Raw genomic sequence first — 15,484 nt, 5'->3', positions numbered from 1 at the left:
ATGTCTAAAAGTAATGACTTATATAAAATTTCTAGAAAATTTCCAATGATTTCACTAGCCACGTTTCAGGTGGTCACTTCGTAAAATGAGTACTCGGATGAGTACCTGAATTTTGTTTGGGTACTCATGGTGGAATCAGATGCTAAGCTTAAATTATTAGATCAATACAATAATCAAATGTGATTGATCGGGTGTATTATAGGGCTTGTAGTATTTAAAAGCTTTATTAACTATCTAAAGCTACTTTGATGACATCTGCAATTGTCTCAGTGTTGACACCTCTTTTTCGAGCATTCTCAGAGTGGAACCAAGTTGCTAAGTCTTTATTGCCTTTAGATGCATTGCAGCCAACACAGCACAATGCAATATTGGTTAAGGTTGTAATCTTATATCGTTGATAATGTGTTCCCAAGACTTCTTGTTGGCTCTTTCAGTGCCAAACTTTTTGCCGCAATATACACAGCACAGGTCTCGCTCCGAGACCGCATCTTCTATGTGCTTTGGTATTCCCCATGAATTTGCCATTTTAGGTTTTCCTTATTTTAGGGCTGTAGTTGGATGAAAAAGCCTACCTTTGATAAATCACATTCATAAAATTTAGAGCAAAGTATTAAATGAAAGAGTTGTCATAACACTATATAAATGAGGGTATAAAAAAACCAGCGCCGAAGCGCTGGTTTTTTTACATCACTAACTTAAGTTAGTTTTGCATCAACTTATTGAGCAGCATCAAGAGCAGCATTCAAAGTTGCGCTTGGACGCATTACAGCATTTACTTTCGCTGTATCTACAGCGTAGTAACCACCGATGTCCGCAGCTTTACCTTGAACTTCAGCAAGTTCTGCAACGATTTTTTCTTCGTTGTCAGCAAGAGCTTGAGCAAGAGGAGCGAATTTCGCTTTAAGATCTGCATCTTCGTCTTGCGCAGCAAGTTCTTCAGCCCAGTATTTAGCAAGGTAGAAGTGGCTGCCACGGTTGTCAAGTTCGCCAGTACGACGTGATGGAGACTTGTCATTGTCAAGCAATTTACCAGTCGCAGCATCAAGCGTATTTGCAAGAAGTTTAGCTTTCGCGTTGTCTTCTTTGATGCCCATTTCTTCTAGAGAAACAGCAAGCGCCAAGAACTCACCTAAAGAATCCCAACGTAAGTGGTTTTCTTCTACAAGTTGTTGTACGTGTTTAGGCGCAGAACCACCCGCACCAGTTTCGTACATGCCGCCACCAGCCATTAGAGGCACGATAGAAAGCATTTTCGCAGAAGTACCCAATTCCATAATCGGGAACAAGTCTGTTAGGTAGTCACGTAGGATGTTACCAGTTACAGAAATTGTATCTAGGCCACGAGCAACACGTTCAAGTGTATAACGCATAGCACGTACTTGAGACATGATTTGAATGTCTAAACCAGTAGTGTCGTGCTCTTTCAAGTAAGTTTGAACTTTCTTGATGAGTTCGTTTTCGTGTGGACGGTACGGGTCAAGCCAGAAGATCGCAGGCATGCCTGAGTTGCGTGCACGAGTCACAGCAAGTTTCACCCAGTCACGGATCGGAGCGTCTTTCACTTGGCACATACGCCAGATATCGCCTTCTTCCACGTTTTGTGACATCAACACTTCACCAGTTTCTAGGTCGGTGATGTTTGCAACACCCGCTTCAGCGATTTCGAAAGTTTTGTCGTGTGAGCCGTATTCTTCAGCTTTTTGCGCCATCAAACCAACGTTAGGTACAGTACCCATAGTGCGTGGGTCAAAGTTACCATTCCATTTACAGAAATTGATCATTTCTTGGTAGATACGCGCGAAAGTAGATTCAGGCATTACAGCTTTACAGTCGTACTGTTTGCCGTCAGCACCCCACATTTTACCGCCACCACGGATCATTGCGGGCATAGATGCATCTACAATTACGTCATTAGGTGAGTGGAAGTTAGTGATGCCTTTTGCAGAATCAACCATTGCAAGTGCAGGACGGTGTTCTTGGCAAGCATGTAAGTCAGCAATGATTTCTTCACGAAGAGAAGTCGGAAGAGTTTCAATTTTTTCGTAAAGACCAGACATACCGTTGTTGATGTTAATACCTAACTCATCAAACAATTTGCCGTGTTTTTCGAATGCTTCTTTGTAGTAAATCTTCACACAGTGACCGAAAACGATTGGGTGAGACACCTTCATCATGGTAGCTTTTACATGTAGAGAGAACAAAATGCCAGCTTCTTTACAATCATCTAATTCTTTTTCATAGAAGTCGCAAAGTGCTTTTTTGCTCATGAACATTGAGTCGATGATTTCGCCATCTTGAAGCGCAACTTTTGGCTTAAGAACAACAGTTTCACCAGACTTAGTGATCAATTCCATTTTTACATTGCGAGCGCGGTCTAAAGTCATCGACTTTTCGCCGTGGTAGAAGTCACCTTCGTCCATGTGAGAAACGTGAGTTTGTGACCACTGTTTCCATTCGCTCATAGAGTGCGGATGTTTCTTCGCGTAATTTTTTACTGCAGTAGGCGCACGACGGTCAGAGTTACCTTCACGAAGTACAGGGTTTACAGCAGAACCTAAGCATTTACTATAACGCGCCTTGATTTCTTTTTCTTCCTCAGTCGCTGGGTTTTCTGGGTAGTTCGGAATTGCAAAACCTTTGGACTGTAATTCTTTAATGCAAGCAGTTAATTGGCCAACTGAAGCACTGATGTTCGGAAGTTTGATAATGTTTGTGCTTGGATCTTGGGTTAATTGTCCAAGCTCTGCCAAGTTATTTGGCACCTTTTGTTCTTCGCTTAGATAGTCTGAAAATTCAGCGAGTACACGTGCTGCAACTGAGATATCGCGTTTAACGATTTCAACGCCAGCAGGTTTAGTAAAGGTTTCAATGATCGGCAGCAGAGAGTAAGTCGCCAATAATGGCGCCTCGTCGGTCAGTGTGTAGATGATAGTTGACTTTCCACCAGCCATATATAGCCCCTTGCTTTAGATTGTGTCTTTGAGGTCCGAGCTTGTGGCTCGCCTCTATGAACCGATTTGCTTAAATAAAACTATGAAAGTATCGGGGTTCATTGCTTTTCAGTCAACGCAAGATCCTGTGATGTGGTCATTTCGTAGAAAAATGATACAAAAGAAGTGCAGTTTGACGCCCAATTTTAGCGCAAAACCGAGAAGGGAAATATTGAAAGCTTGTTATTCATAGCTTAAAGCTATTGAACAATTAAATTTATATCATTTTTTTGGGGGATGATCTGTTCTTTATGGCTCGTTCGAAATTTAGTTGTAAAGTAAAGCGTTTGATAGGTCAAACCGAATGCCTTAACTTTTAGGTGTAGATTTGGTGCGGAAGTTCGAAAATTAGTCAGGATTGGGGACTTTATTAAAGAACGACGTGAGTTTGATGCTCCGTTTGACTTTGAAGGCTCGCGGAATGCTTATGCGATAACTTATATATCTGATGAATAAGGCATGGCTATTTTCAACCTTAGTCAATTGAATGATTGATTTCATGTAGAGCAGAAGCATGAATCGAATCTTTAGCTTAGTTTAATAAATTAAAAGCGAGCAGGTTTTATTTGAAGTAGCAATGACACGCTCAACTGATAAAAACTAATAAATTAGTCTAATAGAGAAACTTAAAAATAGATTCATTTAGTGTAGCTGATTGAAACAAGCATCCTGATGAGCAATTTGGTCATAGAATAGTCATAAATATCACTATTTTTTGTGATGTAGTTAAAGAAAATTAAGCCCAGTTTTTTAGGTCTTATGTAAATGAATGTTTCTTTTGGTCGTGTTTTTAGTTTGAATAAAACGCGAAAAGTACGATTTAAAATAAACAGTCAATAAAATTTAAATTAATTTAAGTTTCTAATTTTATTATTTTAATTTTTGTTTTACCTTTAATGTTATGTTCTTTATAGATTTTTTTATTTTCTAATTGGATGAAAGTTCGATTAAATGACTGATTCGTAAATGATCTTGGTCTTTTTGTTAGAATTTGTTATTGAGTGTTCTGGCTATTTTTGCTATTAATCTTGATCGTAGCAGTTGGTTTTTATCTTTAAGATAAACCCTGAGGAGAGCAACGGGATGGCTTTACGTTTACTGGATATTGGTACACAAACCGAATTATTAACTGCCTGTCGTTTGTCTTTATTGATGGGGGTTTATACGGACGACAACCGCATTGCAGAATTTTTAAAGTTCGCGCGTGGTATTGTGCAAGTCGATAATGCTGTCCTCGCATTTAAAAATGAACCTTATATATGGTATGCGTCAGAGCACATATTTAAGGCCTTTATGGCCGAAGCTGATGATGATCGTCTAGATCAGTTTTTTGCTGAACATTCCCGTATAGATCGCGACACTGAAAATTACCAAGCTTACTGCGACTATATGCAGGAACTGGGTTTAGGGCATCAGCGTTTAGTCGCTTTCGATTTAAAATATGATCAAGACTCTATTGGTAAAGTGATTTTGTTTGATGATCAAGTCACTGCATTTGAAGCCAAACAATTAAAGATCGTTGAAGAATTTGTACAAAGTCTAGTCAACATCATTCAACTCCGTGTTGAAAATGCCGAATTAAAAGAAGCCTATGAACAGCAGTCGGCACTGAATTTTAGTAAGACTAAATTTTTCCAAATTATTGCTCATGATTTAAGAGCACCTTTTCATGGTCTACTGGGTTTTTCAGAGGTTTTGGCGCAGGAACGCAATACCTTAGATGATTCAAGTGTGCAAAATATTGCAGACTATTTATATGACACCACACAGTCGACGTATAACCTCTTAGAAAGCTTATTAAACTGGGCTATGGCAGAAGGTGGTCGCTTTGTTTATCACCCGATTAATTTTGATTTACATCAGTCTGCAAAAATCGTCAGTGATGTGTTAAATAGCTTGGCTGTGAAGAAAAATATCCGACTGATCAATGCCGTGCCTGAAGGCATTAAAGTCAATGCAGATATCAATATGATCACATCAGTGATGCAAAATTTGGTGTCAAATGCATTGAAATTTACTCATACCGATGGACGAGGTGTGGTGACGATTTCTGCCGAACAAGATGGTGAACGGATTTTATTCACCATTCAAGATACGGGATTGGGTATGACCCAAGCTCAGATTGAAGATTTATTTCAGCAAAAACTCACTGTCAGTATTAAAGGTACGGCAGGAGAGCGTGGTACGGGGTTGGGTTTAGTGCTGTGTAAGCGCTTTGTGGACTTGAATCAGGGTGAAATTGTGGTGAACTCGAAAGAAGGTGAAGGCACACAATTTAAAGTCTGGCTGCCAAAGGCGACAAGTCTGCATCAAACCCTAAGTACCGAGAGCTGCAATGCACAGAAAGATGCGACCTTAAGCGAGCTTTAAAGCGCGTCTATTGGTATAAAAGCCTAAAAATACTTTTCCCTAAGCGTTATCAACTGTTATAACTAGAAAAAAATCACGCTAGGGTTTGTGAAATGAATACGGAGCAATTGCAGAAAACATTACGTGCCAGTCAATATGCTGAACAGGTGCTCGGAATCCATCAGGCCAGTTTAGAACAAGACTATGCAATTGATCAGTTTCAAACCTCGCTCAGTACAGCACAAATTCAACATTTTGTCGTAAGCAGCCTTGCCGATATCCAAGATGAAAATAGCTGGATGCGTGCAATTCGTGTGCTGCGCGCACGTCTGATGTTTCGTTGGATTTGGCAAGATGCCAATCAACTCACCGATGTCGTCACCTTAACTCGAGAGCTTTCAGACTTTGCCGATGCATCCATCTGTGCGGCAAAAGATTTTGCACTAAAGCCGTTGATCGCGAAATATGGCGAACCGCTAAGCTATAAGGGGAAAGTTCAAGACCTGATTGTGGTTGCCATGGGAAAACTGGGTGCGCAGGAACTTAATCTTTCAAGTGATATTGATCTTATTTTTGCCTTTGATGAACAGGGTGAAACCAACGGTCGAAAATGTATTGATGTGCAGCAGTTCTGTATTTTATGGGGCCAGAAATTAATTTACTTGCTTGACCATATTACCGCAGATGGTTTTGTCTTCCGTGTAGATATGCGCCTTCGCCCATGGGGCGATGGTTCTGCCTTGGCAATCAGTCATGCGGCATTAGAAAAATATTTAAGCCAGCATGGACGCGAATGGGAACGCTATGCCTGGATTAAGGCACGGATCGTCACGGGCGGTAAAGAAGGCGCCGAGTTACTGGAAATGACCCGACCTTTCGTCTTCCGCAAATATGTCGATTACACCGCTTTCGAAGCTATGCGTGACATGAAAGCCATGATCGAACGTGAAGTGCTACGTCGTAATATCGAAGATGATATTAAACTCGGTGCAGGCGGAATTCGTGAAGTAGAGTTTATTGTTCAAGTCTTTCAGCTCATCTATGGCGGTTCAAAACTCGAGTTGCAAGACCGTCAATGTTTAGTGAGTCTGCATCATTTAGGTGAAGTTGGATTATTAGAAAATACCGCGGTTGCTGATTTAGAAGATGCGTATTTATTTTTACGTCGTATTGAACATGCGATACAAGCGCTCAATGATCAGCAAACCCAATCGTTGCCCCATGAGCCTGAACCTCGCCAGCGCATTTTAGATACTTTAGGTTTTGCATCTTGGGATGACTTTTTGCATGTACTCAATCAGAAGCGTGCCAAAGTCATTTACCAATTTGAGCATCTTATTAAAGAAAAAGAACCCGATCCGTTATTGGAAAGTTTTAGTCATTTAGAAGCCCAGTTGAACGATGTTCTAGATGATGATGCCAAAAATTTAATTCACGAATTTTGGTATGGACATGCGCTGAAAAAATTACCTGCCAAAGCAGTACAGCGTTTAAAAACTTTTTGGCCACATCTCATTGAGGCGATATTACAGTCCGATAAACCTCAGGTGGCCTTACTACGTCTCATGCCTTTGGTGGAGTCGGTGCTGCGCCGTACGGTCTATTTGGTGATGCTGATTGAGAGCAAAGGGGCATTACAACGATTAGTGAAAATGGCAACAGTGAGTCCTTGGATCTGCGAAGAATTGACGCATTATCCCGTGCTGTTGGACGAGTTTTTATCGATGGATTTTGAGCTGCCAAAGCGTAAAGATTTAGAAGACTCTCTACGTCAACAACTGCTTCGAATTGAAATTGATCAAGTTGAAGATCAGATGCGTGTTCTTCGATTATTTAAAAAATCCAATGTCTTAGCAGTAGCTGCTAGTGATGTTTTGGCCGAAAGCCCGTTGATGAAAGTATCGGATGCATTGACCGATATTGCTGAAGTGTCTGTGAATGCAACCTTGCATTTGGCATATCAAATTGTTGCCAAAAAACATGGCTATCCAATCGATGCAGAAGGGCAGCGTTGTTCGATTGATCACACGGCTTTCGCGGTAATTGGCTATGGCAAGGTGGGTGGCATCGAGCTGGGTTATGGTTCGGACTTGGATTTGGTGTTTATTCACTATATGGACGAACAAGCGGATACCGATGGACAGAAACCAATTAGTGGCTTTGAATTTGCCATGCGGGTGGCACAAAAATTTATGTCCTTAATGACCACGCAAACCCTAGATGGTCGAGTGTATGAAGTGGACACACGTTTACGACCTTCGGGAGAGGCGGGGTTATTGGTGACCAGCTTAAAAGCTTTTGAGCAATATCAACATAAAAATGCTTGGGTCTGGGAGCATCAAGCTTTGGTCCGTGCCAGAACCATTGCAGGCGAGCACAGTTTACGGATTGAAATTGAAAACTTGCGCTGCAATATTTTGACGCAGCCACGAGATGAGAACAATGTTCGTGCAGAAGTGCTCAAAATGCGCCAAAAAATGAAAGACCATCTAGGTTCTTCTAAAGAGCAGCAAAAAGATGGAATTTTTCATTTAAAACAAGATGCAGGTGGTATCGTTGACATCGAATTTATGGCACAGTATGCAGTATTAGCATGGAGTGGGTCGAATCCCGATCTCGCCCATTACTCTGACAACGTACGAATCCTTGAGGATGCCGCAAGAACGGATTGCTTATCCAGCGCCGATGCGACAGCATTGATTCAAGCTTATCTCCGTGAACGAGCCGAGAGCCACCGTTTAGCACTTGCGAATCAATCCATGCAAGTTTCAGCTGACGATTGGCACGATACCCGAGTGGTCGTTTGCAAGCTATGGCAAAGATTAATTGATCCAACTGCAACGTTTGCATTGGATAAAAATGACTGTGTATAAAAATTTGGAGTGTGTGCCATGAACTTGGCTGATCGTGATGGTTTTATTTGGCAAGATGGACAATTGGTTGACTGGCGTGAGGCGAAAACTCACGTATTAACACATACATTGCATTACAGCATGGGTGTGTTTGAAGGCGTCCGTGCTTATGAAACTCCGAATGGAACGGCTATTTTCCGTTTAAAAGAACACACTAAGCGTTTATTAAATTCTGCAAAAATTTATCAAATGAAAGTCCCATTTGATCATGCAGCATTAGAACAAGCTCAAATTGATGTGGTTCGTGAAAACAAATTGGCTTCTTGCTACCTACGTCCAATTATTTTTATTGGTTCAGAAAAATTAGGTATTGCAGCAACTGACAATACAATTCATGCCGTTGTTGCTGCATGGAGCTGGGGTGCTTACCTTGGTGATGAAGCGATGGCGAAGGGTATCCGTGTTAAAACGTCTTCATTTACGCACCATCATCCAAACGTGACCATGTGTAAAGCAAAAGCATCTGGTAACTATACTTTGTCAATTCTTGCACACCAAGAAGTGGCACATGCTGGCTATGACGAAGCAATGTTACTCGACCCACAAGGTTATGTATGTCAAGGTTCAGGCGAAAACGTATTCTTAGTTCGTGATGGCGTGATTCATACTCCTGACATCGCGGGTGGTGCACTTGATGGTATTACCCGTCAAACCATTATTACGATTGCGAAAGACCTTGGTTTTGAAGTAGTTGAACGTCGTATTACACGTGACGAATTCTACATTGCAGATGAAGCATTCTTCACAGGTACTGCTGCTGAAGTGACGCCAATCCGTGAATATGATGACCGTCAAATTGGTGAAGGTTGTCGTGGTCCAATCACTGAGCAAATCCAAACTGCATTCTTTAATGCGGTTCAGGGTAAAGACCCTAAATATGCGCACTGGTTAACTTACGTAAAATAAGCTGATCGGTTAAGATGAAAAGGCGAAACTAAGTTTCGCCTTTTTTATTGGCTTGAAGATATTGAATTTTTTGGAACGAGACTATGCATATTGTTTATGTCAGTGATGGTAAAGCAGGACATCGCTCACAGGCTCTAGGTTTATTTAAGGCCATGCACAAGCAAACAAATATTGAGTTAACTTTTGAAGAAATTTCAATTGATCAGCTACCACTCTTGAGTTTATTGACTGCATATAAAAAACAAAAACATGCTGCAGTATCGCAGCCACCTGATTATATTTTTGGGGTAGGCAGTCATACGCAATTACGTGTTTTATTGATGGGTAAAGTTTTTCCATGTGCGAAAACTGTCATTTTAATGAAACCAAATTTTCCTTTGTCTTGGTTTGATCATGTGGTTATTCCTGAACATGATGGTGTGCTAGAGCGGGCAAATGTGATTGTTACACAAGGTGCGTTGAATCCCATTGAAAATGAGCAGCGACACATAGCAAACCGTATTTTGATTGCATTAGGTGGTTCATCTAAACGGCATATTTGGAATGCAGATAAGGTGATGTCTGCGATTCAGCAGATTGTGCAGCAGAATATGCAGTGTGACATTATTTTGACGAGTTCTAGGCGTACACCTGCTGATTTTTTACCTGCAGTGGCTCAGCAAAGTTTTGCTTCACAACTGCAAATTTTTCCAGTTGATGAAACGCCGCAGGGTTGGATTTTTGAAGAGATGCAAAAAGCGGAAGCTGTATGGGTGACTGAAGATAGTGTATCTATGATATACGAGGCACTCACCGCAGGCTGTAAAGTGGGGCTTATTCAGATAGATCGAGCGAAAGAGGATCGTATCACGCGTTCGGTACAGCATTTGATTGATCAGAAACTTGTATCGAATGCTAGACAAATTGCTGAATTATATTCTACCGCTGCTTTTAAAGAAGCTGAGCGTGTGGCAACATATCTTTTAATCAAGTAGCTGTGATTTAATCGTGATTTATATTCTGATTGTTTTATTTATCTTGTTGTTCGCATTCAGTTATAAGTACGCATGGTGGAAGCCAGCAGTAGATTGGAATAGACCACGAATTTTAATGTATCACATGGTACGTGAGCACATTGATGGTGCAAAATTTAATAAATTACGAGTTAGGCCCACTGAGTTTGAAAAGCAAATAGCATGGCTAAAAGCAGAAGGTTTTAACTTTGTAACTATGCAGGAATTACAAGATCATTGGGGGAGGCATCCTGCAAAAACTGTTGCAATCACTTTTGATGATGGTTATTTAGATAACTTGGAAAATGCTTTTCCAATTTTAGAAAAATATCAAGCCAAAGCGACGATTTATGTAGTGATAGACCGACATGATCGAGATTGGTCAACCTACAAAAAAGCACATCATAATAGTGGTGAACTTGCCCGTGAGCCTAAATTAAATGATGAACAAGTCAAATTGTTATCAAATTCCGGTTTGATAGAAATTGGTTCACATACAATGACCCATGCGAATCTTGCAAAGTTGGATGATATTGAATGCTTAGATGAGTTAACTCAATCCAAGCAATCACTTGAAGATTTGATTCATCGCTCTGTAAATAGTTTTGCATATCCATTTGGTATTTATGCCGCGCGTGATGTAAGTTTGGCACAGCAGGCAGGATATACCAATGCAGTAACAACGCAAGAAGGCATAGATGGGAAAATGCCTGATTTTATGCAATTGCAACGTATTAAAGTGAGTGGTAAAGACTCATTATTTGCTTTTAAATTGCGAATGAAATTGGGGAAAAGAGCTTAGTTGCTTTCTCTACTATTAATTTTTCTTACATGATCTAATTGGTTGAAGTAAGTTGTGAGTTTCATCCGATGTTTGTTCCATGTTTGAATTGGATGAAGACGACTTGTTAAGTAAATGATGAAGTCTGTAAATTTTCGCTGGGGTGTATGGCGTATACTTTTCCAATAGGTTGAAATTGCTTTTTTGATCAGTAGTTTTTTATTTTGTTCAGCAATATCTGGATAGTCTCGGATAAAATCATCAATTGTGAAGAACATATCATGGTGTTGTTGTTCTAGATGGCGGGATAGGCGGTTTTCCCCACGAATAGATTTTGTTTCAGTCTCATCTAAAATAACAAAAACACTATGTAAGTCGCTAGAGATTATTTTTTTTGAATATTTGGATAAGTTTAAAGCTAATGATTCATCTTGAATAAATATGTTTTCATTGCAGCCTTTGGATTTTATAAATAAGTCACGTGTACACATAACGCACATCTGCATAATATTATTTTCAAGTACGTAATTTAAAGGTGTTGTGCTAGATTGCCATGTTGCAATAGTGTGCTTCTGAATTTCATTCAGATCGTGAATTTTAACCTTTTCTGCATAACATAAATCGGCATTTTGCTTTTGCATTTCTGCTAAAAACATATTGAGACGATTAGGTGCTAAAACATCATCAGCATCCATGAAAAATAGATAATTACCAGTTGCAGAAAATGCACCTTGATTTAAACGAACAGCTGGGCCTTTATTGTCTGCATTTTGAATGATTTTGATTTTTGGGTAAGTTTCTATTAGATATTTACTGTTTTTAGACCATTCTGGGTCTGTAGAGCAGTCATCTACCACAATAATTTCGTGCAAATTTTCATCTTGAGGTTGTAGTGATTCAATGGTTCTATTCAGTAATTGGCCTTTATTGTAATGAGTGAGGATGACTGAAATCATTTTAATATCCTAAATTACGTTTAAAAGCTTGGGTAATTGGGCTTGATGAGTTTAAATCTTGGGTATTTCTGACATTTGGATACTGAAAAATATCTTCGAGCATTTGTCTCTGCATGAGTTGAGCTTGAAGATATTTCTCATTTAAAGGTTCTAAAATAGACTTGGGGCCATATATTGAGCTGACAAAACGTCCACTTTGGATAGTTTCGGCAAGCATGGAAGTACTGTCTTCTGTGACGAAAATATAAGTAGCTTGTTGAATTAGTTGAATTAGTGACAAAGCTTTTTCAGTATGAATAAAATGTAATTGGATATTTTTTGGAATATCAGTTTTATTCAAAAATGCACTTAGATTTGGTGTGCGACGTGAGTTGGTAATTAAGCCTTTAAGTTGATTGTTTCTACAAAATAGAATGAAGTTACTTATGATTTTTTCAAAATCTGTATAAGTAAAAGGGTGTTCATCTGTAGCCCCTCCTAAAACGAGTAAAGCTGTTGTTTGATCGAGTTGATCATGTTGCATGTTAAAAAACTCTTTTTTAACAGGTGGTGTTGTTAGTACAACTTGATCTGACTGCGTATTTTGTGGGAGTGCAGTAATTGTGCAGCTGACTAGTTTGCTGTTTACCTTACGTAAGTCACCTGCATAAAATAGAGGAACTTTTAAACTACGGCTTACAAAAATGCCATAGATTAGGTTGGGCATTCCAGAGCAAATAATGCAGTTAATATCATGATTTAAAATAAAATTTTTAAAAAATAAAGCAGCAAATAAGTCGAATAAACGCGGATACCAACTAATTTTTTTTAAGAGGCTGATTTGCCACTTTTTTAAGGTGGGTGTAACTATTTTATATAAAGTTGTTGAATAAGCGGTTTCTAGATTGTCGTAAACTCCTAAGCTAGGGTTTAAATGCCCAGCACGTTGGTCATGAATAATAAGAACAGCAAGGCTAGGTTTGCTTTTCATAAGATTTGAAAGTTTGACATATCAACTTTGTATAGTAGCAAAAATCTATTCTGTTGTCAGAGCAACCTTGAAGTAAGGCAAGATTCAGAGTGTTATTTTAAATTAGGTGGTGGCCTATTTAGGTTAATAATAATAAAATGTTTTCTAATCAGTAGTTAGCGCAATTTGAAAAAGGCTTTTCTTGAAAAAATTAAAAATAGTTCACACAGTTTATGGGGATGCTTCAGGTGGGCGTTGGCAAGCAATGCTGAACACTTTTGATGCATTAGAAAGCAAGGGGCATGAAGGTTTTTTGGTATATGGTGATGAAAATAAAAAGTTAAAATCTGAGAGTTATCCAAAGTTTGTACTCAATAGTTCAGGGTTTTATGATCTGATTGCAGCAGTAAAACTCGCTTTATGGTTACGCTCTTATCGGCCTGATGTTGTGATTGCTCATAGTGGACGTGCTGTTTACTTATTTAAAAATGCGATGTTTTTTTCACAAATCAAATGCCCTGTTATTGCGATGAATCATAGTCATAATGTGAAAAGGACATTACGCGCAGATGGATTTATTCATATTACTCCTTATGTAGCTCAGTGTGTTGCTGATGCTGCAAAAAAGAAGGGTGTGGATTTGAGAAAAAAACCACAAGCGGTTATTCCAAATTTAATACATTTGCCAGATGATGAACCTTCTTTTGCTAAAAAACTTGGGGAACCTGTGGTCTTAGGGATTATGACGCGCTTGGTTGAATATAAGGGTACACACATAGCAATTTCTGCGGTGGAGCAATTAAAGCAAAAAGGATACAGGGTCAAGTTGTTGATTGCAGGGGATGGTGAACAGAAAGAGTTTTTATTTCAGCAAGTTAAAGATTTGAATTTGGAGGGTGAAGTAGAGTTTTTAGGCTGGATTAGTGGGGAACAAAAAAGAAAGTTTTATAAAGATATTGATATTGCACTCGTTCCTACAATGAATGATACCCAACCCTTGGCTATATTAGATTCTTTTGCTTGGGGGAAACCTGTTGTTGCGAGTGATCATATTAGTGTCCAACAAATTATTCGGCAAGGTGAAAATGGTTTAATGGCAAAATGCGGAGATATTCAAGATTTGGTTAATAATCTAATTATTCTGATTGAATCCCCTGAGCAAATTAGTAGAATGGCACAGGTTGGACACCAAGATGCTGAAAATGAATATCAATTTTGCAAAGTTGCGGATAAGCTGATCGATTTTCTTGATTCTGCATATATTTAATAATGTCATTATGGTTTATTTGGGTTGGTTATGAAAATTTTAGTTACAGGCGGTGCAGGATTTATTGGTTCAGCTGTCATCCGCCATATTATTCAAAATACCAACAACCACGTTCTAAATATCGATAAGTTGACTTATGCAGGTAATTTAGAATCGTTAAAAGAAATCGATCAATATCCGAACTATGAGTTCAAACAAATCGATATTTGTGATACAGAACAAATTACAGCTGCAATAGATGCATTTCAACCTAATGCAATTATGCATTTGGCTGCAGAGTCGCATGTAGACCGCTCAATTGATGGCCCAGCAGCATTTATTCAAACCAATATTGTGGGAACTTATACTTTATTAGAAGCCGCTCGAAAATATTGGATGGGGCTTGACGCTGAAGCTCAACAAAACTTTCGCTTTCATCATATTTCAACTGATGAGGTTTATGGTGACTTAGAAGGCACGACAGATTTGTTTACAGAAACAACTTCATACGCACCAAGCTCTCCATATTCTGCCTCTAAAGCCAGTTCGGATCATCTGGTACGTGCTTGGTACAGAACTTATGGTTTACCTGTCATTGTGACCAATTGCTCAAATAATTATGGGCCTTACCATTTTCCAGAAAAATTAATTCCATTGGTGATCTTAAATGCACTGGATGCTAAACCTTTGCCTGTATATGGTAATGGTCAACAAATTCGGGATTGGTTGTTTGTAGAAGATCATGCACGCGCTTTATATAAAGTGGTGACTGAGGGTGTAGTGGGTGAAACCTATAATATTGGTGGTCATAATGAAAAACAGAATATAGAAGTGGTCAAAACTATTTGTAAGATTTTGGATGAGTTAAAACCACAGGCAAATGGTCAAGCGTATGAATCACTGATTACATTTGTAAAAGACCGCCCTGGGCATGATTTACGTTATGCAATTGATGCCACAAAAATTCAAAATGAATTGGGCTGGTCACCAACGGAAACATTTGAAACTGGAATCAGTAAAACGGTGCAATGGTATTTAAATAATTTGGACTGGTGTCATCGAGTGCAAGATGGCAGTTACCAACGCGAAAGATTAGGTGTAAATTCATAATGTCAAATACAACAAAAGGTATTATTTTAGCGGGCGGTTCAGGTACACGTTTATATCCAATTACCAAAGGGGTATCTAAGCAGTTATTGCCTATTTATGATAAACCCATGGTGTATTACCCGCTTTCGGTGCTGATGCTTGCGGGTATTCGTGACGTACTCATTATTAGGGTGTGTTGACATTTACAGCCGATAAATTGAGCTAAAGAGGCAACCATATAAATATACAAGCTAAAGCAACAGCGCTTTGATAGTTACGTTTTAGCTTATCGTATCTTGTGGCAATTCCTCTAA

Annotated in this window: 10 protein-coding genes and 2 pseudogenes; 8 read left to right on the top strand and 4 right to left on the bottom strand. The window is 39.2% G+C overall.

Features of this window, described 5'->3' with window-relative positions; all coding sequences use genetic code 11:
* Nucleotides 1-716: 716 nt before the first annotated feature.
* A complete protein-coding gene (locus FTU06_RS13360; protein ID WP_180147135.1) occupies nucleotides 717-2,951 on the bottom strand; it encodes an NADP-dependent isocitrate dehydrogenase in 2,235 nt (744 codons plus the stop codon).
* A gap of 1,122 nt (nucleotides 2,952-4,073) precedes the next feature.
* On the opposite strand from FTU06_RS13360, the gene FTU06_RS13355 reads away from it, so the two are divergent.
* The 5 genes from FTU06_RS13355 (at nucleotide 4,074) to FTU06_RS13335 (ending at nucleotide 10,951) form a co-directional block, all read left to right on the top strand.
* On the top strand, nucleotides 4,074-5,360 hold the full coding sequence (locus FTU06_RS13355; protein ID WP_180147133.1) for a sensor histidine kinase KdpD: 1,287 nt from the start codon (nucleotides 4,074-4,076) through the stop codon (nucleotides 5,358-5,360).
* 92 nt (nucleotides 5,361-5,452) lie between these two features.
* Nucleotides 5,453-8,212: a bifunctional [glutamate--ammonia ligase]-adenylyl-L-tyrosine phosphorylase/[glutamate--ammonia-ligase] adenylyltransferase gene (gene glnE, locus FTU06_RS13350; RefSeq protein ID WP_180147130.1), complete on the top strand. Its 2,760-nt coding sequence runs from the start codon at nucleotides 5,453-5,455 to the stop codon at nucleotides 8,210-8,212.
* Between the two features lie 18 nt (nucleotides 8,213-8,230).
* The gene (locus FTU06_RS13345; protein ID WP_078191262.1) at nucleotides 8,231-9,157 is read left to right on the top strand and encodes a branched-chain amino acid transaminase; all 927 of its coding nucleotides are present in this window, start codon (nucleotides 8,231-8,233) and stop codon (nucleotides 9,155-9,157) included.
* 83 nt (nucleotides 9,158-9,240) lie between these two features.
* Nucleotides 9,241-10,131, top strand: a complete 891-nt coding sequence (locus FTU06_RS13340) for a mitochondrial fission ELM1 family protein (RefSeq protein WP_180066674.1) — start codon at nucleotides 9,241-9,243, stop codon at nucleotides 10,129-10,131.
* A 13-nt stretch (nucleotides 10,132-10,144) separates the two neighbouring features.
* Complete coding sequence (locus FTU06_RS13335; RefSeq protein WP_136143931.1) at nucleotides 10,145-10,951, top strand: polysaccharide deacetylase family protein; 807 nt, start codon at nucleotides 10,145-10,147, stop codon at nucleotides 10,949-10,951.
* Here the strand turns inward: FTU06_RS13335 and FTU06_RS13330 are convergent.
* Together FTU06_RS13330 and FTU06_RS13325 are read right to left on the bottom strand one after the other, a co-directional pair.
* Entirely contained in the window at nucleotides 10,948-11,886 is a 939-nt protein-coding gene (locus FTU06_RS13330; protein WP_136143930.1) for a glycosyltransferase family 2 protein, read from the bottom strand. The genes FTU06_RS13335 and FTU06_RS13330 overlap by 4 nt on opposite strands.
* Before the next feature lies 1 nt (nucleotide 11,887).
* On the bottom strand, nucleotides 11,888-12,856 hold the full coding sequence (locus tag FTU06_RS13325) for an ELM1/GtrOC1 family putative glycosyltransferase (protein WP_180147127.1): 969 nt from the start codon (nucleotides 12,854-12,856) through the stop codon (nucleotides 11,888-11,890).
* A 181-nt stretch (nucleotides 12,857-13,037) separates the two neighbouring features.
* Here FTU06_RS13325 and FTU06_RS13320 point away from each other — a divergent pair, with 181 nt between their 5' ends.
* The 3 genes and pseudogenes from FTU06_RS13320 to FTU06_RS13310 all read left to right on the top strand — a co-directional run.
* The gene (locus tag FTU06_RS13320) at nucleotides 13,038-14,102 is read left to right on the top strand and encodes a glycosyltransferase family 4 protein (protein ID WP_180004587.1); all 1,065 of its coding nucleotides are present in this window, start codon (nucleotides 13,038-13,040) and stop codon (nucleotides 14,100-14,102) included.
* A gap of 30 nt (nucleotides 14,103-14,132) precedes the next feature.
* Complete coding sequence (gene rfbB / locus FTU06_RS13315; protein ID WP_180060537.1) at nucleotides 14,133-15,191, top strand: dTDP-glucose 4,6-dehydratase; 1,059 nt, start codon at nucleotides 14,133-14,135, stop codon at nucleotides 15,189-15,191.
* Nucleotides 15,191-15,358 (top strand): annotated as a pseudogene (locus tag FTU06_RS13310) (sugar phosphate nucleotidyltransferase); the annotation flags it as partial. The gene rfbB and the pseudogene FTU06_RS13310, both read left to right, overlap by 1 nt.
* A 34-nt stretch (nucleotides 15,359-15,392) precedes the next feature.
* On the opposite strand, the pseudogene FTU06_RS13305 reads toward FTU06_RS13310, so the two are convergent.
* Nucleotides 15,393-15,484: pseudogene (locus tag FTU06_RS13305) on the bottom strand (IS5/IS1182 family transposase); the annotation flags it as partial.

Origin of the sequence: Acinetobacter sp. YH12052 (genome assembly GCF_013419835.1) — a bacterium.
Taxonomy (GTDB): Bacteria; Pseudomonadota; Gammaproteobacteria; order Pseudomonadales; family Moraxellaceae; genus Acinetobacter; species Acinetobacter amyesii.
This window is presented reverse-complemented; position numbering and strand designations above follow the sequence as displayed.